General features: G+C 56.5%; 18 protein-coding genes. 13 read left to right on the top strand and 5 right to left on the bottom strand.

The genetic code is table 11. The features are described 5' to 3' along the window. Positions 1–65 precede the first annotated feature (65 nt). Entirely contained in the window at positions 66–1526 is a 1461-nt protein-coding gene (locus JYB84_RS12790; RefSeq protein WP_207320441.1) for an aminoacyl-histidine dipeptidase, read from the bottom strand. A gap of 301 nt (positions 1527–1827) precedes the next feature. Here JYB84_RS12790 and JYB84_RS12785 point away from each other — a divergent pair, with 301 nt between their 5' ends. From JYB84_RS12785 to JYB84_RS12770, 4 genes are all read left to right on the top strand, one after another. Next, on the top strand, positions 1828–3348 hold the full coding sequence (locus JYB84_RS12785; protein WP_207320440.1) for a M17 family metallopeptidase: 1521 nt from the start codon (positions 1828–1830) through the stop codon (positions 3346–3348). A gap of 889 nt (positions 3349–4237) precedes the next feature. Further along, positions 4238–5527: an NCS2 family permease gene (locus tag JYB84_RS12780; protein ID WP_207320439.1), complete on the top strand. Its 1290-nt coding sequence runs from the start codon at positions 4238–4240 to the stop codon at positions 5525–5527. A gap of 196 nt (positions 5528–5723) precedes the next feature. After that, positions 5724–6848, top strand: coding sequence for a glutamate 5-kinase (gene proB, locus JYB84_RS12775; protein ID WP_207320438.1), 1125 nt, complete (start codon positions 5724–5726; stop codon positions 6846–6848). Further along, complete coding sequence (locus tag JYB84_RS12770) at positions 6845–8110, top strand: glutamate-5-semialdehyde dehydrogenase (protein WP_207320437.1); 1266 nt, start codon at positions 6845–6847, stop codon at positions 8108–8110. Before proB ends, JYB84_RS12770 begins: the two co-directional genes overlap by 4 nt. A gap of 40 nt (positions 8111–8150) precedes the next feature. Here the strand turns inward: JYB84_RS12770 and JYB84_RS12765 are convergent, their stop codons facing one another. Continuing rightward, positions 8151–8483 carry a hypothetical protein gene (locus JYB84_RS12765; protein ID WP_207320436.1) on the bottom strand — a complete coding sequence of 111 codons (333 nt, stop codon included), beginning with the start codon at positions 8481–8483 and terminating at the stop codon, positions 8151–8153. A gap of 312 nt (positions 8484–8795) precedes the next feature. Here JYB84_RS12765 and JYB84_RS12760 point away from each other — a divergent pair, with 312 nt between their 5' ends. Beyond that, complete coding sequence (locus tag JYB84_RS12760; protein ID WP_207320435.1) at positions 8796–9425, top strand: hypothetical protein; 630 nt, start codon at positions 8796–8798, stop codon at positions 9423–9425. Positions 9426–9551: 126 nt separating this feature from the next. Here the strand turns inward: JYB84_RS12760 and JYB84_RS12755 are convergent, their stop codons facing one another. After that, complete coding sequence (locus JYB84_RS12755; RefSeq protein ID WP_207320434.1) at positions 9552–10472, bottom strand: DMT family transporter; 921 nt, start codon at positions 10470–10472, stop codon at positions 9552–9554. A gap of 259 nt (positions 10473–10731) precedes the next feature. On the opposite strand from JYB84_RS12755, the gene dnaK reads away from it, so the two are divergent. Then, positions 10732–12645 carry a molecular chaperone DnaK gene (dnaK, locus tag JYB84_RS12750; protein ID WP_207320433.1) on the top strand — a complete coding sequence of 638 codons (1914 nt, stop codon included), beginning with the start codon at positions 10732–10734 and terminating at the stop codon, positions 12643–12645. An 88-nt stretch (positions 12646–12733) separates the two neighbouring features. Then, positions 12734–13864 carry a molecular chaperone DnaJ gene (dnaJ, locus tag JYB84_RS12745; RefSeq protein ID WP_207320432.1) on the top strand — a complete coding sequence of 377 codons (1131 nt, stop codon included), beginning with the start codon at positions 12734–12736 and terminating at the stop codon, positions 13862–13864. 50 nt (positions 13865–13914) lie between these two features. On the opposite strand, the gene JYB84_RS12740 is transcribed toward dnaJ, so the two are convergent. Further along, positions 13915–14550 (bottom strand): glutathione S-transferase family protein, encoded by a 636-nt coding sequence (locus JYB84_RS12740; RefSeq protein WP_207320431.1) that lies wholly within the window; start codon positions 14548–14550, stop codon positions 13915–13917. Between the two features lie 108 nt (positions 14551–14658). Between JYB84_RS12740 and JYB84_RS12735 the strand changes: the two genes are divergently transcribed. From JYB84_RS12735 to carB, 6 genes are all read left to right on the top strand, one after another. After that, positions 14659–15663 carry a GlxA family transcriptional regulator gene (locus tag JYB84_RS12735; RefSeq protein ID WP_207320430.1) on the top strand — a complete coding sequence of 335 codons (1005 nt, stop codon included), beginning with the start codon at positions 14659–14661 and terminating at the stop codon, positions 15661–15663. A 103-nt stretch (positions 15664–15766) separates the two neighbouring features. After that, positions 15767–16567, top strand: coding sequence for a M48 family metallopeptidase (locus JYB84_RS12730; protein ID WP_207320429.1), 801 nt, complete (start codon positions 15767–15769; stop codon positions 16565–16567). Between the two features lie 84 nt (positions 16568–16651). After that, a complete protein-coding gene (locus tag JYB84_RS12725) occupies positions 16652–17269 on the top strand; it encodes an FKBP-type peptidyl-prolyl cis-trans isomerase (protein WP_207320428.1) in 618 nt (205 codons plus the stop codon). A gap of 59 nt (positions 17270–17328) precedes the next feature. Further along, positions 17329–18141: a 4-hydroxy-tetrahydrodipicolinate reductase gene (gene dapB, locus JYB84_RS12720; RefSeq protein ID WP_207320427.1), complete on the top strand. Its 813-nt coding sequence runs from the start codon at positions 17329–17331 to the stop codon at positions 18139–18141. Positions 18142–18323: 182 nt separating this feature from the next. Further along, positions 18324–19469 carry a glutamine-hydrolyzing carbamoyl-phosphate synthase small subunit gene (gene carA / locus JYB84_RS12715; protein WP_207320426.1) on the top strand — a complete coding sequence of 382 codons (1146 nt, stop codon included), beginning with the start codon at positions 18324–18326 and terminating at the stop codon, positions 19467–19469. 24 nt (positions 19470–19493) lie between these two features. Beyond that, positions 19494–22724, top strand: a complete 3231-nt coding sequence (gene carB / locus JYB84_RS12710) for a carbamoyl-phosphate synthase large subunit (protein WP_207320425.1) — start codon at positions 19494–19496, stop codon at positions 22722–22724. Positions 22725–22799: 75 nt separating this feature from the next. Here carB and JYB84_RS12705 read toward each other — a convergent pair whose 3' ends face one another. Next, on the bottom strand, positions 22800–23396 hold the full coding sequence (locus JYB84_RS12705; protein ID WP_228290771.1) for an SOS response-associated peptidase: 597 nt from the start codon (positions 23394–23396) through the stop codon (positions 22800–22802). Positions 23397–23401: the final 5 nt, after the last annotated feature.

The following is a 23401-nucleotide window of genomic DNA, read 5'->3' as shown; positions in this document are numbered from 1 at the left end:
AGGGTGGCTTTCTTGTCTGTTATTCTGCGCGATAACCTGACTATCGGCGCTTTCCAGATAATTGGTTAAGCCTTTTCTGGTATACGCTTCAGAACCGCCAGCAGCAGTTCCCAGTATTGGCCAACCGTGGTGACATTGACCATTTCATCGGGGCTGTGTGGGAAGCGGATGGTGGGGCCGATGGAGACCATGTCCATATCAGGATAAGGTTGCTTGAACAGGCCACACTCGAGACCTGCGTGGATCACCATGATCACCGGCTCCTTGTGGTAGATGTCCTGATAGGTGTCGCGGACTATGGCCATTACCGGCGAGCTGTTGTCCGGTTTCCAGCCGGGGTAGGCGCCGGAAATTTCGATTTCTGCACCGGCCAGGTTGGACAGGGCGATCAGCATGCCCTCAATCTGGCTGCGGCCTGAATCGATAAGGGAGCGGATAAGGCAGAGGATATCGACGGTCTCTTCGCCTGTGGTGATCACGCCGACGTTGAGAGAGGTCTCGGTCACGCCTTCGACTTCATCGCTCATGCGCATGACGCCATTGGGGCAGGCGTGCAGCAGGTCGATAAGGCTGTTCTGGCTTTGCTCGCTCATCACCTTGGAGGGCGTGGGGATTTCGCTCAGGGTCAGGCTGATGCCCGGATCGGCCACCGCCAGCTCGGCCCTGACCATGGCCTCAAACGCCGTGACCTTGGATTGCAGTTCGGCAACCTGCTCGGCAGGCAGCATAAAGCTGATCCCGGCCTCGCGGGGAATGGCGTTGCGCAGGGAGCCGCCGTTGAACTCCGCCAGTTCCAGTTGCAGACCGTCGGCCTGTTCGAACAGGAAACGGCCCAGCAGCTTGTTGGCATTGCCGCGGCCCAGATGGATGTTGACACCGGAGTGGCCGCCCTTGAGACCCGAGAGGGTCAGTTTGAAGGCGCTGTAACCGTCGGCGGGGGCTTCCCACACCATGGGCAGGCTTAGCTGGGCATCCACGCCACCGGCGCAGCCCATGTAGATTTCACCTTCCTGCTCAGAGTCTGTGTTGATCAATATCTCGGCATTCAGCAGTCCCGCTTCCAAACCAAAGGCACCTGTCATACCGGCTTCTTCGTCCACTGTCAGCAAGACTTCCAGCGGGCCGTGGGGGATATCGTCGCTGCCAAGGATGGCCAGGGCAGAGGCCATACCAATACCGTTGTCGGCGCCCAGCGTGGTACCACGGGCCTTGACCCAGTCACCGTCAACCCAGGCTTCAATGGGATCCTTGGTAAAGTCGTGCACCTTGTCGTTGTTCTTTTGCGGCACCATGTCGATGTGCGCCTGGATCACCACAGTCTTGCGGTTTTCCATGCCGGCGGTGGCACCCTTGCGGATGATAAGGTTGCCGACCTTGTCTACTGTTATGGCCAGGCCCTTGTCCTTGGCCCAGGTCTGAATATGCTGACTCAGGGCGGCTTCGTGTTTGGACGGGTGAGGAATGGCGCAGATCTGTTCGAACCATTGCCACAGGGGCTGGGGATAGAGCTGATTGAGTGTTGTCACTGAAAACTCCCGATTACGGCATAGATGTTACGGCACATATGTTATGGCACTGGTAAAGCGGCTCTGACCGCTTACTTGGCGGCAGTTTACCATAAGCCGTCCAAGGGTTTCATATTCCAACTGGTGGGACGAGTGGCAGCGAGGGTTTCCACTTCGCTCTGTCCCTGTGGGATGGCAACTCCTTGGGATAGCAATTCCTTGGGATAGCAATTGCGGCGCCGACAGGGAATAATGCCACAGACATGTTTCGCCCGGCGTTGCCGGGCTGGCGGCAAAGAAAAAATTAAAAAAAGGATGGGTCATGTTTGCGGCGAATTTTGTGGATGTATCAGATAAAGAAGCGATTTTTGACGACGCCAACTGGGATGCGGTGCTGGTGCTCAGCCAATCCCTGGCGGAGATAGAGATAGAAGAGATAGCCCTGCTGGCCAGTCACGGTGCCACAGTGGACAGGCGGGTCGGTAAGAGCGCGACCCTGCTGTTTGCCCCCGGGTTGGCCGGTGGTCGGTTGATTATATCGCCCATCAAGGCCGTAGCCGGTGACTATGAGGATGTGCGCAGCGTGGCCGAAGCCGCCCGTACCGCTATCGCCATCGCCCGGGATGCCGGCGCCAAACGGCCGCTGTTGCTGGTGGCCAATTCCGCCTACGCCAAAGCGCTGGAGGTGGCGGCCCTCGGCTGCGGTCAGGAGCTGTGGCAACCGCTTGAATCCCGCGAAGCCGGCGGTGAGCCCTGTGCTATCGAGGCCATAGGTTTGCTGCAATCGGATACCGCGGCGCTGCTCAACGCCCTTGAGGCCGGTCGTAACCTGGCAAGGGATCTCTGTGGCACCGAACCCGAGCGCATGGCGGCACCGGCCTTTGCCGATTATTGCCTCAACGCCTTCAAGGGCAGTGGTATCCAAGTGAAGGTTGTGGAGCACAGGGACGAGCTGGAGCGGGATTATCCGCTGCTGTGTGCCGTGGGCCGCGCTTCGTTTGCCGTTGCCCGTCATCAGCCCCGGGTGGTGAAACTGGAATACCTGGGCGAGGGTGACACCCAGCGTACCCTGCTGTTTGCCGGCAAGGGTGTGGTCTATGACACCGGCGGTGCCGACTTGAAAATCGCCGGTGCCATGGCGGGCATGAGCCGCGACAAGGGCGGTGCTGCGGCTGTGGCTGGTCTGTTCAAGACCTTGTCATTGCTCAAGCCCAAGGGGATCCGGGTCATGGCCGAGCTGGGGCTGGTGCGCAACAGCATAGGCTCAGAAGCCTTTGTCACAGATGAGATAATCCAGAGCCATGCCGGTGTGCGGGTGCGTATTGGCAACACCGACGCCGAAGGGCGTCTGGTGCTGGCGGATTTGCTCAGCCATCTGCGGCTCAAAGCGTTGACGGCGGTGGCGCCGGAACTGTTTTCCGTGGCGACCCTGACGGGGCATGTGGTGCGGGTTTACGGTGGTTACACCGCGGCCGTGGCCAATGCCGTGGCCCACAAGGCCGGCGTGGATCAGGAATTGTCGGCCATTGCCGAAGAGCATGGCGAGGCGCTGGAGGTATCGCGCTTGCGGCGGGAAGACTTTGGCAAAATACGTGAGGTGTCCGGCGCGGCCGATGTGCTGTCCTCCAATAATGCACCTTCGTCCGTGACCGCCCGTGGTCATCAATACCCGGCGGCGTTTTTGCTCAAGGCCTCGGGTCTGGCGGAGCATGATTTGTCTTCCAGCAAGCCCTTGCCCTATGTACATCTGGACATTGCCGGCAGTGCTACCGAGGGGGATCCTCTCTACGGTAAGCCCACGGCAGCGCCTTTGGTAACTTTGTGTCATTATATTACAATGTGATCACAATCACGCAAATCAAGCTAACCACCTGAAATGCAAAGGATGGTTAGCTTTTTGTGACAGGAGTTATGTGACAGGCTGCAAATTATCCCGCAATTAAAATGTGTAATTAAATTACCAAAATACGCCAAAAAGAAATTTTTCACAAAAATAGTTGTAATAAAACTACACTTTGCTATACTGCATTTCGTCGGCAGGGGAGAGCGATTTTCCTGCCCCGTCTATCCAGGATGGATACTTCTCCAGGGAATCGAGTGACAAGTTGTCTCAATGGATTTGAGAACGCCCAGTTCCATGGAACCGAGCCACACTTAACCGGGCAATGATGTATCACAACTTTGTTAATTTGGAGTATGACCATGTCTTATTCAGGCAACTACACATTTGTATGGCAAAACACCTGGTTCAAGGCCGAAACCCTGCGTGGTGGTTTGTTCGCGATGAATTTCAAGGGCTGATCTTACCTTTAACAGGATCCAGGGGCGGACTGTCCCCTTCCCAAACAGTTCCATCATCCATCAACCTTTGTTCGCCCATTTTGGGTGTGTTTAGACTCAAGTTGTGTGTTGATCCCCTTTGACACACCGAGGTGTTTTCCGCTCACGCGGTATTATCTTTCCCATATGGGACGCTTGAAACATGTCTTTGCCTGCTCTCTGAGCAGGCTTTTTTTTACCTGAAATTTAGCAACTCCTTGCCTCTGCTGTGATTTCAACTGGTGCATTTACTCTGGCCTGCCATGGGGAAAATCCCTATAATCGGCCGCTGGTGAATATTGCCGGCGAAAGCTGTTTTTGACACAGCTTGTGGAACTGCTTGTGAAATCGGCGCCCGCCCCATTTTCTGCCACCCTACCCAAATACATAAAAACACCAAGGAACCCGGTTCCATGTTAGAAAAACTGTTCAAACTCAAACAAAACCACACCACGCTTAAGCAGGAAGTCATTGCTGGGGTCACCACCTTCCTGACCATGGCCTACATTATTTTCGTGAATCCCATGATCCTCGCCGGTGCCGGCATGGATCAGGGCGCCGTGTTCGTGGCCACCTGTCTGGCCGCCGCCGTGGGCTGTCTGGTCATGGGCCTGATGGCCAATTATCCCATTGCGCTGGCGCCCGGTATGGGTCTCAACGCTTTCTTCACCTATACGGTGGTGGGTGAGATGGGCTACAGCTGGGAAACGGCCCTTGGTGCCGTGTTCATGTCCGGTATCTGTTTCCTTATCCTGTCGCTGGTGCGTATTCGTGAGTGGATAGTCAATTCCATCCCCATGTCGCTGCGTCTGGGGATTGCCGCGGGTATTGGCCTGTTTCTGGCACTTATCGGCCTCAAGAGCGCCGGTATCGTGGTGGCCAGCCCTGCGACCCTGGTGACCATGGGCGATGTGACCGCTTTTCCCGCGGTCATGGCTGTGCTGGGCTTTTTCCTGATCATTGCTTTTGTTAACCGCGGCATGAAGTCTGCGGTGATCCTGAGCATACTTGCCATTACCGGTCTGGGGTTGTTGTTCGGTGATGTGCAGTATCATGGTCTGGTGTCGGCGCCACCTTCGATTGCCCCCACCTTTATGAAGATGGACCTCTCGGCCGTGCTGGAAGTGAGCATGCTGACGGTGGTGTTTGCCTTCCTGTTCGTCGACCTGTTTGACACTTCGGGTACCCTGATAGCCGTGGCCCATCGCGGTGGTTTCCTGGATGACAAGGGCCGTTTGCCAAGGCTGAACCGTGCCCTGTCCGCCGACAGCCTGGCCACCATAGCCGGAGCTGCTCTCGGGACCTCCACCACCACCAGTTACATCGAGAGCACCTCGGGCGTCAGCGCCGGCGGCCGCACCGGTTTGACCGCTGTGGTGGTGGGCATTCTGTTCCTGCTGTCACTGTTTATCTCGCCGCTGGCGGGCATGATCCCGGCCTATGCCACCGCAGGAACCTTGTTTTATGTGGCAATCCTGATGATGTCAGGCTTGGTGCATGTGGAATGGGAAGACCTGACCGAAACCGCACCCGTGGTGGTGGTCTGTTTGCTGATGCCGCTGACCTTCTCCATCGCCACTGGCATTGCCTTCGGCTTTATTTCCTATGCTGCCATCAAGCTGATGTGTGGTCGCTTCCGTGACCTCAACGCCGGCATCCTGGTGCTGGCGGCACTGTTCCTGGCGAAGTTTATCTACGGCTAAGCCAAGGCTCAGGTATTGAAAAAGGCCACATTAAGTGGCCTTTTTTTATGGAATAACCAAATGATATTGAATTAATCGATGAGAGCCCGCCGCGGCTATGTTAATCCCCGACTGGATTGGGTATAAGGAAAGTTCGGCAAAAATCAGCCCTGGACGTGCAATATTCGAAAAGGGCTCCTGGGAAAAGATAAATTCGATGCAAAGTGGTTATCGCAGGGTAGTGGTTAAATTGGGCACCAGCGTGTTGACCTCGGGCAGCAAATGCCTCGACAAGGCGCACATGGTGGAGTTGGCGCGGCAGATGGCCGCCATGATGAAGGCCGGAGTGGAAGTGGTACTGGTGACATCCGGTGCCATTGCCGCCGGTCGCGAACATCTCAATTACCCGAGTCTCCCGGATACCATGGCCAATAAGCAATTATTGGCGGCAGTGGGGCAGAGCCAGTTGATCCTCGCCTGGTCACAGCTGTTCAGCATCTATGGTTTGCACGTGGGCCAGCTGCTGCTGACCCGTGCCGATCTGCACGACCGTGAACGTTATCTCAATGCCCGCGATACCCTCAATGCCCTGCTGGCGCAGGGAATAGTGCCCATAATCAATGAAAATGATGCGGTGGCCACCGCAGAAATTAAGGTGGGCGATAACGACAATTTGTCTGCCCGGGCGGCGCTGCTGTGCGATGCGGACCTGTTGCTGCTGCTGACGGACCAAAAGGGCCTGTTCGACGCAGATCCACGCAACAACCCCGAGGCCCGGCTGATCCCCGAGGTGCAGCACATAGATGACAGCCTGCGCTTACTGGCGGGCGGCTCGGTCTCCGGCCTGGGTACCGGCGGTATGGCCACCAAGCTGCAGGCGGCGGACATTGCCCGGCGCGCCGGCGTGGAAGTGGTGATTGCCTCGGGTCACCACAAGGACGTGATCAGCGGTGCGATTGGCGGTGAGGCGGTGGGAACCCGTTTCCTGGCGCTGGAGAGTCCACTTGAAAGCCGCAAGCAGTGGATACTCGCCGGACCCAAGGCACACGGTCGGATCCTGCTGGATGATGGCGCCGTCAGTGCCGTCTGCGACAAGGGTCGCAGTTTATTGTCCAAGGGGATCATTGCCGTGGAAGGCAAATTCGAACGCGGTGCCACCCTGGAGCTGTGCAACAGCAGTGGTCGGGTGATAGCGCGGGGCATGTGCCGCTACGGTGCCGAAGCATTGGCGGCCATTGCCGGAAAACACTCTGACGAAATAGAAGCCATTCTGGGTTATGACTATGGCGATGCCGTGGTCCATCGCAACGATATGGTGGTACTGGAAACGGGGGCAATATGATGATTTCCGAATACCTCAAGGGCCTGGGCCAGCAGGCCAGGGCCGCCAGTTTCAGCCTGGCGAATCTGGGCGCTCCGGCAAAAAGGGCGCTGCTGCAGGCCATTGCCGCCGAGTTGACTGTGAGCCGCAGCGATATTCTTGCCGCCAACGGCCGTGATGTGACCGCAGCCCGTGCCGCCGGTTTGAATGATGCCATGATAGACAGATTGCTGCTGAACGAAGCGCGCCTCGATGGCATCATTGCCGACATAGCCACAGTGGTGGCGCTGCCCGACCCCATAGGCGAGGAAATGGACAACCGTTTGCTCGACAACGGTCTGCGACTGTCCAGACGTCGGGTGCCCTTGGGCGTCATAGGGGTTATCTACGAAGCCAGACCCAATGTGACAGTGGAAATTGCCGTGCTGGCGCTGAAAACCGGCAATGCGGTGATCCTGCGTGGCGGCAAGGAAACCATAGAGACCAATCTGCTGCTGGCCGGGGCCATTCGCCGTGCACTTCAAAGTGAGGGCCTGCCGGCCGATGCGGTGCAGCTTATCGACAATCCCGACCGGGCCCTGGTCAACGGTTTGCTGCGGCTCGACCGCTACGTGGACATGATAGTCCCCCGTGGCGGCCAGGGCTTACAGCGCCTGTGTGCCGAGCAGGCCACCATTCCGGTGATCCTGGGCGGAATTGGCATCTGCCATATGTATCTCGACAGCCAGGCGGATGTGGGCCGGGCCTTGCCGGTGATCATCAATGCCAAGGTGCAGCGCCCGACCGTATGCAATGCCCTCGATACCTTGCTGGTGCATCGCAAACAGGCGGTGAGTCTGCCGCGCATCGGTCGAGAGTTTGCGGCCCTGGGGGTAAAATTGGTGGCCTGTGCGGACAGCCGGGCCCTGCTGAGCGATGCCGGCATAGGGGCTGAGCTTGCCGATGACGACAGTTTTGCCACCGAATGGCTGTCACTCACGCTTGGCATCAAACTGGTGTCAGACGTGGACGAGGCCATTGAGCATATCCGCCGTTATTCCAGTGGTCACTCGGAAGCCATACTCACAGACAATGTGCACACCGCAGGTCATTTCCTGAATGAGGTGAATTCCGCTGCCGTGTATGTCAATGCCAGCACCCGCTTTACCGATGGCGGCCAGTTTGGCCTGGGGGCGGAAGTGGCGGTCAGTACCCAGAAGCTGCATGCCCGCGGGCCCATGGGGTTGGAGGCGCTGACCACCTATAAATGGTTGGGGATCGGTGACTATACCAGTCGGGGATAAGCTGATAAAAAAGGCCGCAAAGCGGCCTTTTTTATGTCGGTCACTTTACCATGTCCCCCGGGAAGACCGGTGGGTTGAAGTTGTAATCCAGAATCGAGTAACCCCAGATGATCAACAGCAGCAGCATCAGCATGCAACTGAAAATCCTGAACGCTATGATAGGTGATTGGGTGTGGAAGAAGTATCTGACCTGCACAGCCCGGGTCAGCAGTAATGCCGGTACCATGAATACCGCATACAGCAGCACGGCGGTGTTGGTGAACAGGTTGCCGAAGTAATAATCCACAACCATGATAAAGACGCAGATCAGCATTGCGGTCAATCTGAATTTTTTTTCTGCCTCCCGCGACAGAAAGAAAAGCGGCTTATCCATTGCCGTGCTCCCTTGTGTGTGAGCCATTCTGGTGAATGGTGGGATCTGCACTCCCTTGACCTCTGGGACCCTGGTTCGGTGATTATTTTCAGACCCTGCTCCAGTTATAAACTTGTTAACAAATATTTTCAAACTTCCTTTGAACCCTTCATTCAAACTCTGGTGAGATTCACCACACTTTGGTGAGCCTGCTCATCATTAGAGTGCGTTTTTTTAAGTTTAATTCTTTAAAAATAAATGGTTATTGGATTTGGCCCGCTTTCTGCATTGTTGGAGGAAATCACCGAGACTCAAATTCCGAGGGAATGCACTATGAAACACACCAAGATTGCCGCTGCTTTAGTATTGACCACAGCCTTCGCCGGTTCAGCCCTGGCCGATGACAGCCGTCAGCTGTCCCAGCGTTATGATTATCAAGGCGAGACCCTGGTATTCGATGTGGGCGTTGGCGAAGCCGAGCTGCTGGCTTCCGACGACAATGAAATTCGCATTGAAGTGCAAATCGAAGCGGCTGGTGGTAACTGGTTGAGCTTTTGGAAACATGTGGATCTGGAAGACCGCGAATTGACCGTAAAGCAAAAGGGCAATCAGCTGCGGTTGTCCATCAATGACCAGGACGATATCAAACAGCATTGGCGTGTATACCTGCCCAAGCAAGCGCCAGTCAGTTTGGAAGTGGGGGTAGGTCAGGTGGAAATCACAGGTCTGGTGGCCGATCTGGACGTGGAAGTGGGAGTGGGACAGGTCAGCATAGAACATGGCCATGCCTATCGCCGGATTGAACTGCACTCGGGTGTGGGTGAGGTCAACTATTCCCGCCAGGGCCGCGAGCAACAGGTGGAACGTAATTTGGTGAGCCAGAACTTTGAATCCCTGCTGGATGGTGAGGGGGATCTCAAGGTCAACGTGGGTGTGGGGGAAGTGGAAGTTCGTGAACTCTGATTCAAGTTCGCGAGCTCTGATTAACCCGGGCCTTTGCCCCTGTGGTTGTTGAGTGAAAGTGGGCCAATGGGCCCACTTTGCATTTTGGGCTCGGCCCCGCCTGAGCCAAGCTTATGAACAGAGAACTCAGATCTGCTCTGCCATGGGTTTGGGACTGAATCTTGCTTTTACTTTTGGCCACAATTGCTGCATCGCCAGGGCCAGTAATATCAGCCCCAGTCCCAACACAGTGGCTGGCGCTATGGGTTCCCCGAGCACCAGGGTGATAACGCCCATGGACAGCACGGGTGACAGGAACACCAGGGTACTGATGGATGCGGTGCGCTCAGCGTTTTTCAGCGCCAGCAACCAGAGCACGAAGGTCACCCCCATCTCAAACAGTCCCACATAGACCCCCGGCAGCAGGGCATCGAGCGCCAGACTCGGCACCGTACCCTGATATGCAAGCCCCAGCAGAATAAAGGGTAAGCCCAGCAGGAAGCTCAGCATCAGACTGACCACGGGATCGCCCTGGTCTTTGGTATTGATTATCCAGTAGAGACACCAGAGCAGGGTACTCAGCAGCGCCAGGGCGACGCCTTCCGGGGCGGCAAATTCCATCGCCATAGGTTTACCGCCACAGGCGATGATAAAGACTCCCACATAGGCCAGCAGCGCCGCACTCAGATCCGATTTACGCAGCCTTTGCCCCAGCAGTGGTACCGAGAGCAACGGCAGCAGCACAGCCCAGGTGTAATTGAGCGACAGCGCCTGCTGGGCCGGCAGCAATTCATAGGCCTTGAACAGCACCAGATAATAGAGAAAGGGATTGAGCAGTCCGGTTTGCAGGTATAAAAACGGGCTTGAACGCAGCTGGCGACCAAGCAATGCCAACTTGCCCTGGCAGATGAGAATAATGCCCAGGGCCAGAATGGAACTCACACTGGCAACCAGCAGCAATTCCAAAGGAGAATAGTGAGCCAGCGCCAGTTTGAACGCTGTGGCGACCGTGGACCAGAGCAACACGGCTCCAAGCCCAAAGCCATAGGCCTTGTGGGAGTTTTTCACGGATGGATTTCCTGGGGTAAGACTGCATCTGCCGCGGCGGCAGAACTTCGCGGCGCATATTATACGCCGCCGACACTGGCTAATCTCGATGCCAAGGCAAATTTTTTCACTCAGCCCTTGTAATCCATTCTCCTGACCCAATATAGGGGTTAAGGATGAAATGCAGGTGACGAAACCCCCGGACTTGAAAAGTCCAAACACCGTCCCCATATCCACACCAGATAACGAATTAGCGTAAGAAATTTTTTCGGAGGACCCCATGGGTAAAATTATCGGTATCGACTTAGGCACAACCAACTCTTGTGTAGCAGTTCTCGATGGCGGCAAGGCGCGCGTAATTGAAAACGCCGAAGGCGATCGCACTACGCCCTCCATCATCGCCTACACCGGTGAAGAAACCCTGGTTGGCCAGCCTGCCAAGCGTCAGGCCATCACTAACCCCACCAACACCTTCTTTGCCATCAAGCGTCTGATCGGTCGTCGTTACAAGGACGATGAAGTTCAGCGCGATGTGAACATCATGCCATTCAAGATCATCCAGGCCGACAACGGTGATGCCTGGGTGGAAAGCCGCGGCAACAAGATGGCGCCTCCACAGGTGTCTGCCGAAGTGCTGAAGAAGATGAAGAAAACCGCCGAAGACTTCCTCGGCGAGGAAGTGACCGAGGCCGTTATCACTGTACCTGCGTACTTTAACGACTCTCAGCGTCAGGCCACCAAGGATGCCGGTCGCATCGCCGGTCTGGACGTTAAGCGTATCATCAACGAGCCAACCGCTGCGGCGCTGGCCTATGGTATCGACAAGAAGCAAGGTGACAACATTGTTGCCGTGTATGACCTGGGTGGTGGTACCTTCGATATCTCCATCATCGAAATCGACAACAACGATGGCGACCAGACCTTCGAAGTACTGGCCACCAACGGTGACACCCATCTGGGTGGTGAAGACTTCGACAACCGTCTGATCAACTACCTGGCCGATGAGTTCAAGAAAGAGCAGGGCATGGATCTGCGCAAGGATCCTCTGGCGATGCAGCGTCTGAAAGAAGCTGCCGAAAAGGCCAAGATTGAGCTGTCCAGCACCAACCAGACCGAAGTGAACCTGCCGTACATCACTGCCGATGCATCAGGTCCAAAACACTTGGTGGTCAAGGTGACCCGCGCCAAGCTGGAGTCCCTGGTGGAAGATCTGATCCAGCGCTCGCTTGAGCCGCTGAAAGTGGCCCTGGCCGACGCCGACCTGTCGGTGTCAGAGATCAACGAAGTGATCCTGGTGGGCGGTCAAACCCGTATGCCCAAGGTTCAGGAAGCCGTGGCCAACTTCTTCGGTAAGGAACCACGCAAGGACGTGAACCCCGATGAAGCCGTGGCCGTGGGTGCTGCCATCCAGGCCGGTGTACTGGCCGGTGACGTGAAAGACGTACTGCTGCTGGACGTAACCCCGCTGTCTCTGGGTATCGAAACCATGGGCAGCGTGATGACCAAGCTCATCGAGAAGAACACCACTATTCCTACCAAGGCTCAGCAGGTGTTCTCCACTGCCGACGACAACCAGAGCGCCGTGACCATTCACGTGCTGCAGGGTGAGCGTAAGCAGGCCAGCGCCAACAAGTCACTGGGTCAATTCAACCTCGACGGTATTGAACCGGCACCGCGCGGCATGCCACAGATTGAAGTGACCTTCGACATCGACGCCGATGGTATCTTGCACGTGTCTGCCAAGGACAAGAAGACCGGCAAGTCACAAAACATCACCATCAAGGCCTCTTCCGGTCTGTCCGAGGATGAAGTGGAAAGAATGGTGCGCGACGCCGAAGCCCACGCCGACGAAGACAAGAAGTTTGAAGAGCTGGCCCAGGCCCGCAACCAGGCCGATGGTCTGGTGCACGCAACCAGGAAGCAAGTGACCGAGGCCGGTGACGCCCTGGGTGCCGACGACAAGGCCAAGATCGAAACCGCCATGGCCGCAGTAGAAACCGCCACCCGCGGTAACGACAAGGAAGCCATCGAAAAGGCAAGCCAGGAGCTGATCGAAGCCTCAGCCAAGCTGGTGGAAATTGCCCAGGCCAAGGCTCAGAACCAAGGTGCTGACGCAGGTCAGGGCGGCAGCTCTGCCGGTGCCGATGATGTTGTCGATGCCGAGTTCGAAGAGGTTAAAGACGACAAGAAGTAATCGGGCGCAAGCTTGATTCTTTCCGGCGGGCGTTACGGGGAAACCCTAACGCCCGTTCGTTCAACGCCAGTTAAGAAAGCGTGGAAATATGTCAAAGCGAGATTATTACGAAGTATTGGGCGTCGGTCGTGACGCCAGCGAACGGGACATCAAGAAGGCCTACAAGCGCCTGGCGATGAAGTATCACCCGGATCGCAACCCGGGAGACAAGGCCGCCGAGGCCAGCTTCAAAGAGGTCAAGGAAGCTTACGAAATCCTCACCGATGCCGACAAGAAGGCCGCCTATGATCAATTCGGCCATGCCGGTGTCGATCCCAACCGCGGCGGTGGTGGTTTCGGTGGTGGTGCCGATTTCGGTGATATCTTCGGCGATGTATTCGGTGACATCTTTGGCGGTGGTCGTCGTGGTGGCGCCCGCCAGGCAGCCCGTGGTTCGGATCTGCGCTACAACCTGGAGTTGTCCCTGGAAGAGGCCGTCCGCGGTCTGACCAAAGAGCTGAAGATCCCCACTCTGGCCAGCTGTGACGCCTGTGACGGCTCGGGTGCCAAGAAGGGCACCTCGGCCACCACCTGTAGCACCTGTCACGGTGCCGGTCAGGTGCAGATGCGCCAGGGCTTCTTTGCGGTGCAGCAACCCTGTCCTACCTGTCACGGCCGCGGCAAGATCATCAAGGATCCCTGCAGCAAGTGTCACGGTGACGGCCGCATGGAGCGCACCAAGACACTGTCGGTCAAGATCCCGGCCGGTGTTGATACCGGTGATCGCATCCGTTTGGCCGGCGAGGGTGAAGCCGGGGAATTCGGTGCGCCTCCGGGGGATCTCTACGTGCAGGTGACAGTGCGCGAGCACGCGATATTCGTCCGCGATGGCAACAATCTGTACTGTGAAGTGCCGATTTCCTTTGCCAAGGCTGCCCTGGGCGGTGAGATTGAAGTGCCGACCCTGGATGGCAAGGTCAGTCTGAAGATCCCGCCGGAAACCCAAACCGGACGCATGTTCCGTCTGCGTGGCAAGGGCGTCAAGTCGGTGCGCAGCCATGCGGTGGGCGATCTGCTGTGCAAGGTAGTGATGGAAACGCCGGTGAACCTGTCCGAGCGTCAGAAAGAACTGCTGCGTGAATTCGAGGCGACACTGTCGGGGGAGTCAAAAAAGCACAGCCCAAAGGCTGAAGGCTTTTTCGATGGCGTGAAGAAGTTCTTCCAGGACCTCAACAGCTGATAAACCCCAATAAAAAAGCCTGGCAATGCCAGGCTTTTTTATGCCGAAGATCAGAGGTTGAATCGGGACAGGTCGCCCATGGCCTGCAGCTTGGCGATGGCCGGGCGATCGCAGCAACGTTTCAAATAATCCAGCACCTTGGGTTCCTTGATGCTCATCTTGGCTTTTAGATAAGTCATCAGGGTCACCGCCAGCTGAATATCCGCCAGTGAAAAACCACTTTCGAGCACATAGCCGCTGGCCTTGATGCCCTTGGCGAGTATGCCCATGGCGCGATCGGCCTCATAGTTCATGGCGGCCTGCAGCGCCTGATTATCCAGCTTAACCGCGTCGGGATAGACCCGCAGATTCTTGATTATCATCCAAGGTGGCGGTTCCAATTCCGACAACTGAAAATCACACCACTGGTTCATTTGCGCCCGCTCCAGGGCTGAATCCGGGATAAGTCCGGCGTCGGGTGCCTGTTCGGCGATATAGCGGCAAATGGCATTGGTTTCCAGCAGCACCTGGCCGTCCACTTCCAGGCTGGGCACCTTGGCGTTGGGATTGATCTTCAGATACGGCGGCCTTTGCTGTTCACCGCCTTCAAAATCAAGCCGCACATAATCATAGGAAAGACCGGTTTCTTCCAGGGTCCAAAGGGCGCGAATGGTACGGGTATTGGGGCTGCCGTAGAGTTTCAGCATGGGATCTCCTTATTGCTGTGAGGTTTACGCCGTCCAGCTTAAGGCTTGTGGTCGATGGAAATAATGGGCATATTTGCCCATAAATGTGCGAAATGAGACAAGAGTCCTATGCCGAAAATAGTGCTGCTGGCGATGCCGGGCTGCATGGGGGGCACAGTACATGCCGCTCTGGACATCTTTTATGTGGCCAATGCCTGTCTGCAACGACTGCATGGCGCCGCTCTGGCGCCCGGGGCCCGCTTTGAGGTGCAGCTGACAACCGCCGGGGATACGCCGGTGCAGACCCGCAGCGGCCAAACCCTGGTCCCCGACATCAGCCTGATCCAGATAGCCAAGGCCGATGTGGTATTGATTTCCAGCATACTGGCAGCCGAATCCGGACGCGCCGAGGTGGCCGAATATCTGGCCCGGCAGCAGGATACCGTGGCCTGGATCAGGGCCCAGGCCCAAAGCGGCACCCTGATGGTCAGTGCCTGCAGCGGCAGTTTTCTGCTCGCCGAAGCAGGCTTGCTTGATGGCCGCGAAGCCACCACCCACTGGTTTTTGGAGCGTATCTTTCGCGAGCGCTATCCCAAGGTGATTTACAACAACCAAAAGCTGTTGCTGGAGTATGAGGACCTGATCTGCGGCGGCGCCTACACCGCCTTCAACGATCTGCTGCTGCGGCTGGTGGCGCGCTTCGCCGGGCGTGAGGTGGCGCTGCTCTGTGCCCGATTATTGTTGCTGGATCCGAGTCGTGAATTGCAGCAGCCGTTTCATCGTTTGCTGCCCGGGCGGAATCACGGTGACGCGGAAATCAAGGCCGCCCAGGAGTGGCTCGCCGCCCATTATGCCGAGCGCATTACCATGGAACAGCTGGCCGAGGCCGTGGCCATGGGCTCACGCAATTTCAAACGCCGCTTCAAGGCCGCCACGGGTGAGACTCCGCTGGAGTATTTGCAACAGCTGCGGGTCGAAGCCGCCAAACAGCAGTTGGAAATGACTGCTCGCAGCAGCAACGAAGTGATCTGGGCCGTGGGCTATGAGGACATCAGCTCCTTTCGGCGCCTGTTTAAAAAGCTCACCGGGATTACCATGGAGCAGTACCGCAAACGCTTTGGTTTACCCGCCTGAGGAGCAATTAATATTGGCCTTGGTTTGGCATCAGTCCCGCTTCTGGGTAAAATCCCTGCCAAACCGGGCCTCGATGCCCAATGGCCATATAAGGATGAAGCCAATGAAACGTCTCGCAATTTCGCTCCTGACTCTGTCACTGCTCGGTGGTTGTGTCACCACCCAATCTCCCACTGGTCGCAGCCAGACCCTGCTGTTTTCCGCCGCGGAAATGAACCAAATGGGCGACGCCTCCTTCGACGAAATGAAAAAACAGCAGAAGATCAGCAAGGATGCCAAGCTCAATGCCTATGTGGATTGCGTGGCACAGCGTGTGACCGGTGCTTTGGAGGGGCCGGCCCAGCGCTGGGAGGTGGTGGTATTTGACTCACCCCAGGTCAACGCTTTTGCCCTGCCGGGGGGGCATATTGGGGTTTACACAGGTTTGCTCAAGGTGGCCAATAACCAGGATCAACTGGCGGTGGTATTGGGACACGAAGTGGCCCACGTATTGGCCAACCACAGTAACGAGCAGGTATCCCGGGCCCAGATGACGGGTACCGGGCTTAAGCTCGCCGACATGGCCCTGGGGGCCGGCGGTGTGGCGAACAAGGACCTTTACATGGCGGCTCTGGGCTTGGGTGCTCAGGTGGGCTACATCTTGCCCTATGGCCGTGCCCAGGAGTCCGAAGCGGATATAGTCGGACTGGAGCTGATGGCCCGCGCCGGCTTTGATCCCCGTGCCGGTGCCATCTTGTGGCAAAACATGGCCAAGGCTGGAGGAGCACAGGGGCCCGAGCTGCTGTCCACCCATCCATCACACGATACCCGCATCTCGGGACTGCAATCATTGGCGCCCAAGATGCAGCCCCTGTACGACGCCGCCAAGGCCAAGGGACTGCCCAAGTGTCAAATTGCTAAATAAGCCCCTGGTTTATCAGCACAGGGCGTCATTTCGTGATAGAATGACGCCCGCATTTTTATCCTAGATTACTGAGAGAATCCCAAGATGTCTGAGAAATTCAGCACTGTAGAACAACAGGCCAGCTACGGCGTCGGCCGTCAACTGGGCGAGCAACTGGCTGCCAACTCTTTTGAAGGTCTGGACATTCCAGCAGTTCAGGCCGGTCTGGCCGATGCTTTCGATGGCAAGGACAGCGCTGTGTCCATGCAAAATCTGCAACTGGCCTTCACCGAGATCAGCCGCCGTCTGCAACAAGCCCAGGAAGAAGCTGCCGAAGCCACCATCGCCGAAGGCAATAGCTTCCTCGAAGACAATGCCAAGCGTGACGGTGTGTTCGTAACCGAATCCGGCCTGCAATATGAAGTGCTGACCCAGGGCAACGGCGAGAAGCCTACCTATGAGTCTACCGTACGTACTCATTATCATGGTTCTTTCATCAGCGGTGACGTGTTCGACAGCTCAGTGGTTCGCGGTCAACCTGCCGAGTTCCCGGTATCGGGCGTTATCGCCGGTTGGACCGAGGCCCTGCAACTGATGAACGTAGGCTCCAAGTTCAAACTGTACGTGCCATACCATCTGGCCTACGGTGAGCGTGGTGCCGGCGCTTCCATCCCGCCGTTCTCGACCCTGATCTTTGAAGTCGAGTTATTGGACATAGTGTAATTCCCCAAATCGCCTAAGCTTTGCTTGGGCGTTTTTTTAGCTGTAAATGGAGAAGTGGCATGAGTGGACACGTGAGAGTAGCAGTCATAGGCGCCAGCGGCCGCATGGGACGCACCCTGATCGAGGCCGCCAGCAACCAGGAAAAAATCCGTCTTGGCGCCGCCATAGAAAAACCGGGCTCCAGCCTGGTGGGAGTGGATGCCGGCGAGATGGCGGGCGTAGGCCACCTGGATGTACGCCTGGTGGATAACCTGGATCTGGTGGTCAATGCCTTTGACGTGCTCATCGATTTCACCTCTCCGGAAGTCAGCCTGCAGAACCTCGACTGGTGTGTCCGCAATGGCAAGGCCCTGGTCATAGGCACTACCGGCTTCAACCATGCTCAGAAAGAGCAGATTATGGCCCTGGCAGAAGAGATCCCCGTGGTCATGGCGCCCAATATGTCTGTGGGCGTCAACCTGATGTGGAAACTGCTGGAATTGGCGGCCAAGGTAATGGGCGACTATACCGATATCGAAATTATCGAAGGCCATCACAGGCACAAGAAAGATGCACCGTCCGGTACCGCACTCAAGATGGGCGAGGTGATTGCTCAAACGTTGGGACGGGACCTGGAGAAGGTGGCGGTTTATGGCCGCGAGGGCATTACCGGTGAGCGCGATCGCCAGACCATAGGTTTTGCCACTGTGCGTGCCGGCGATCTGGTGGGCGAACACACAGCCATGTTTGCCGATATAGGTGAGAGACTGGAAATCACCCACAAGGCCTCGAGCCGCATGACCTTCGCCAATGGTGCCATGCGTGCCGCCGTTTGGTTGGCGGAGCAAAAACCGGGTCTGTATGACATGCAGCAGGTGTTGGGGCTCAATTAACAGAAAAACCGCCATTTGGCGGTTTTTTTACGCGTTCCGTCCGCTTAAGTGTGGACGAAATGCGATTTTCCGGGTAAAATCATTGGAATTTGTCAAAATTTCGTGTTTTAGCGGAAATTGGTATCTTAAAAATCAAAAAAATCATTAAATTCTAATGGCTTGGCTCTTTTTCGGAGGTCGCGTTGACAAAGTCTGCCTTACTCGTACTCGAAGATGGAACCCTGTTCTCAGGCACAGCAATCGGTGCAGATGGAATTGCCGTTGGAGAAGTCGTTTTTAACACTTCCATGACGGGCTATCAAGAGATATTAACAGATCCCTCTTATTCACGACAGATTGTAACCTTAACCTACCCCCATATCGGTAACACCGGTACCAATGATGAAGACACGGAATCCAGCGCAGTTCATGCCTGTGGCCTCATCATTCGCGATCTTCCCCTTATCGCCAGCAATTTCCGCAGTCAGCAATCCTTAAGTGATTATCTCAAAGCCAACAATGTGGTTGGGATTGCCGATATCGACACCCGTAAACTGACCCGTATCCTGCGTGAAAAAGGCTCCCAGGCCGGTTGTATCCTGGTGGGTGAGCTGGATGCCGATAAGGCGTTGGCGGCTGCCAAGGCTTTCCCCGGTCTCAAGGGTATGGATCTGGCCAAGGAAGTGACCACGGCTGAAGGTTATCAGTGGCGCAAGGGCAGTTGGCGCCTCGAAGGCGGCCTGCCATCCGACACCCCAGAGTCCGAACTCAAGTACAAGGTGGTGGCCTATGACTACGGCGTCAAGACCAACATACTGCGCATGCTGGTGGACCGTGGCTGTGATGTAACAGTGGTGCCTGCCAAAACTCCTGCCAGTGAAGTGCTGGCCATGAATCCGGACGGTGTGTTCCTGTCAAATGGCCCAGGCGATCCAGAGCCCTGCGATTACGCCATTGCCGCCATCCAGGAAATCCTCACTACCGACATTCCGGTATTCGGTATCTGTTTGGGCCACCAGTTACTGGGTCTGGCCAGCGGTGCCAAAACACTGAAGATGAAGTTTGGCCACCATGGTGCCAACCACCCTGTGGGTGATGTGGACAAGGGCACTGTGATGATCACCAGCCAGAACCACGGTTTCGCCGTGGATGAGGCCAGCTTGCCGGCCAACCTCAAGGTGACCCACAAGTCACTGTTCGATGGTTCACTGCAGGGTATTCACCGCACCGATAAACCTGCGTTCAGCTTCCAGGGTCACCCCGAAGCCAGCCCAGGTCCACATGACTGTGCCCCGCTGTTCGACCATTTCATCGAACTGATTGAAGAGTTTCGCAAGAACGCCAAGTAAGCCGAGCCGGAGAAGATAGAAGCAATGCCAAAACGTACCGACATAAAAAGTATTCTGATCCTGGGTGCTGGCCCCATTGTTATCGGCCAGGCCTGTGAATTCGATTACTCCGGCGCCCAGGCCTGTAAGGCCCTGCGCGAAGAAGGTTACCGTGTCATCCTGGTGAACTCCAACCCCGCCACCATCATGACCGACCCGGAGATGGCCGATGCCACTTACATCGAACCCATCCACTGGGAAGTGGTGCGCAACATCATCAAGAAAGAGCGCCCCGACGCTATTCTGCCCACAATGGGTGGCCAGACCGCACTGAACTGCGCCTTGGAGCTGGAAGCCAAGGGCGTACTCAAAGAATTCAACGTTGAGATGATCGGTGCCACCGCCGATGCCATCGACAAGGCCGAAGACCGTGCCCGTTTCGACAAGGCCATGAAGAAGATTGGTCTTGAGTGCCCCCGCGCCGGTATCGCCCACAGCATGGAAGAAGCCTATGGGGTTCTCGACCAGGTTGGTTTCCCTTGTATTATCCGTCCCTCCTTCACCATGGGGGGCTCGGGCGGCGGTATCGCCTACAACAAGGAAGAATTCGAAGAAATCTGTTCTCAGGGTCTCGAACTGTCTCCCACCAATGAGCTGCTGATTGATGAGTCGCTGATCGGTTGGAAAGAGTACGAGATGGAAGTGGTTCGTGACCGTAACGACAACTGCATCATAGTCTGTTCCATCGAGAACTTCGATGCCATGGGCGTGCACACAGGTGACTCCATTACGGTTGCCCCGGCACAGACCCTGACCGACAAGGAATACCAAATCATGCGTAACGCCTCCATGGCGGTACTGCGTGAAATCGGTGTGGAAACAGGCGGTTCCAACGTGCAGTTCGGTGTCAGCCCGACAACCGGTCGCATGGTGGTGATTGAAATGAACCCCCGTGTATCCCGTTCCTCGGCACTGGCCTCCAAGGCGACAGGTTTCCCCATCGCCAAGATTGCCGCCAAGCTGGCCGTGGGCTTTACCCTCGACGAGCTGATGAACGATATCACCGGTGGTCGCACTCCGGCCTCGTTCGAGCCGTCCATCGATTACGTGGTTACCAAGGTACCGCGCTTCAACTTTGAAAAGTTTGCCGGTGCCAACGACCGTCTGACCACTCAGATGAAATCCGTGGGTGAAGTGATGGCCATCGGCCGCACCTTCCAGGAATCGGTGCAGAAGGCCCTGCGTGGTCTGGAAGTGAGCCGCAACGGTTTCGATCCCATGGTTGACCTGAATGATGCCGAAGCGCTGCAAAAAGTTCGCCATGAACTCAAAGAGCCTGGCGCAGATCGTATCTGGTACATAGGTGATGCCTTCCGTGCCGGCTTGAGCCTGGATGAAGTATTCAGCCTGACCAATATCGACCGCTGGTTCCTGGTGCAGATTGAAGAAATCATCCAGCTGGAAGCCAAGGTCAAGGAATTGGGCTTTGCCGGTCTGGACGCCGATTTCCTGCGCAAACTCAAGCGCAAGGGCTTTGCCGATGCGCGCCTGAGCACTCTGCTGGGCACCAGCGAGGGCGAAATCCGCAAGTTGCGCGAGCGTTTTGATATTTACCCTGTGTACAAGCGCGTAGACACCTGCGCCGCCGAGTTCGCCACCGACACCGCCTACATGTACTCCACCTATGAGGAAGAGTGCGAAGCCAATCCGTCCGACAAGGACAAGATCATGGTATTGGGCGGTGGTCCAAACCGTATCGGTCAGGGCATCGAGTTCGATTACTGCTGCGTACACGCCGCACTGGCGCTGCGTGACGACGGTTACGAGACCATTATGGTCAACTGTAACCCAGAGACAGTGTCTACCGACTACGACACTTCAGACCGTCTGTACTTTGAGCCTGTGACCCTGGAAGACGTGCTGGAAATCGTCCGCATCGAGAAGCCCAAGGGCGTTATCGTGCAATACGGTGGTCAGACACCGTTGAAACTGGCCCGTGCCCTGGAAGCGGCCGGTGTGCCCATCATAGGCACCAGCCCGGATGCCATCGACCGCGCCGAAGACCGTGAGCGTTTCCAGCAGGCCATCAAGCGTCTGGGAATGAAGCAACCCGAGAACGATACAGTCACCACGGTGGAAGGTGCAGTGGTTGCCGCCGAGCGCATTGGTTATCCGCTGGTGGTACGTCCCTCCTACGTATTGGGTGGCCGTGCCATGGAAATCGTCTATGACGAACAGGATTTGCGCCGTTACTTCAACGAAGCGGTAAGCGTATCCAACGCCTCTCCGGTACTGCTGGACCGCTTCCTCGACGATGCCATCGAGGTGGATATCGACGCAGTCTGTGATGGCGAAACCGTGGTTATCGGTGCCATCATGGAGCACATTGAACAGGCCGGTGTTCACTCAGGTGACTCTGCTTGCTCCTTGCCTCCTTACACACTGTCCAAGGCGATTCAGGATGAAATGCGCGAGCAGGTCAGCAAGCTGGCGTTCGAACTTGGTGTAGTGGGTCTGATGAACGTGCAGTTCGCCGTGAAGGATAACGAGATCTACATGATTGAAGTTAACCCACGTGCTGCCCGTACCGTACCCTTCGTGTCCAAGGCCACCGGTGTGCCTTTGGCCAAAATTGCTGCCCGTGTGATGGCAGGTCAGAGCCTGAAACAGCAGAACTTTACCAAGGAAGTGATCCCACCTTTCTATTCTGTGAAAGAAGTGGTGCTGCCGTTTAACAAGTTCCCAGGTGTTGACCCGCTGCTCGGTCCTGAAATGCGCTCTACCGGTGAGGTAATGGGTGTGGGCGATACCTTCGCCGAAGCCTATGCCAAGTCTGAACTGGCCTCCATTAAGGATGTGCCGCGTTCAGGCCGTGCCCTGCTGTCTGTACGTAACAGCGACAAGAAGCGTGTTGCCGACCTGGCTGCCCGTCTGATTGAACTGGGCTACGAGCTGGATGCCACCCACGGCACCGCGGTTATCCTCGGTGAAGCCGGGATCAACCCACGCCTGGTGAACAAGGTGCACGAAGGTCGTCCACACATTCTTGACCGCATCAAGAACGGTGAATATGCCTACATAGTGAATACCACCGAAGGTCGTCAGGCCATCGAGGATTCACGCCAATTGCGCCGCGCCGCGCTGCGTTACAAGGTGAACTACACCACCACATTGAACGCTGCCTTCGCCAACTGTATGGCTCACAATGCCGATGACCGTAACAACGTGTCTTCGGTGCAGGAGCTGCACGAGCGCGTGAAAAATGCCAAGGCCTGATAGGTCCTGAGCAAAAAAGGCCACCTTGGGGTGGCCTTTTTTATTGGCTGTCGCTGAACGGGGCTAATGTGCAGTTCAGAACAGCGACAGGTTGGGGGAGTCCACAGCGCTGTCGTTCACGGGTTCCAGTGCCAAAGCGACCCTTACCTCAGCCTGCAACAGCGGCTGCAGGGCATCGGGATGGCTGCGGAGGAAGAAATCTACCTCCCCGGGCGCTATCAGCAGTGGCATGCGGGAGTGAATATGTTGGCATTGGTGGTTGGGCCTTGTGGTCAGGGTCACCAGACGCCGCTCCTGTTCGTGCTCAAATCCTATGGCCGCCATGTAGAGTGGCTGCCCCTCGGCCCCACACAGCAACCACTTCTGCTTGCCGCCGGGGCGCTGTTGCCATTCAAACCACCCGCTGACTGGCACCAACATGCGCCTGTTACTGAAAGCTTCGGCGAAGGTACTCTTGTGATTAACTGTTTCAATCCTGGCGTTGATCAGCGGCCGTTTTGACCATTGGGGCTGAATGCCCCAGCGACAGTGCCAGCTGCGCAGCTTTCCCTGCTCCAGGCCTATGGCAGTAACGGGATCCGTGGGTCTGAGATCTTTTTTATCTTCGGTGATAAAGTCCAGCCCCAACTGCTCGCTGACCCAATGGCAGAGGGGATCGGCTATTACATTCAATCTGC

The organism is Shewanella cyperi (assembly GCF_017354985.1).
Classification (GTDB): Bacteria; Pseudomonadota; Gammaproteobacteria; order Enterobacterales; family Shewanellaceae; genus Shewanella; species Shewanella cyperi.
This window is presented reverse-complemented; position numbering and strand designations above follow the sequence as displayed.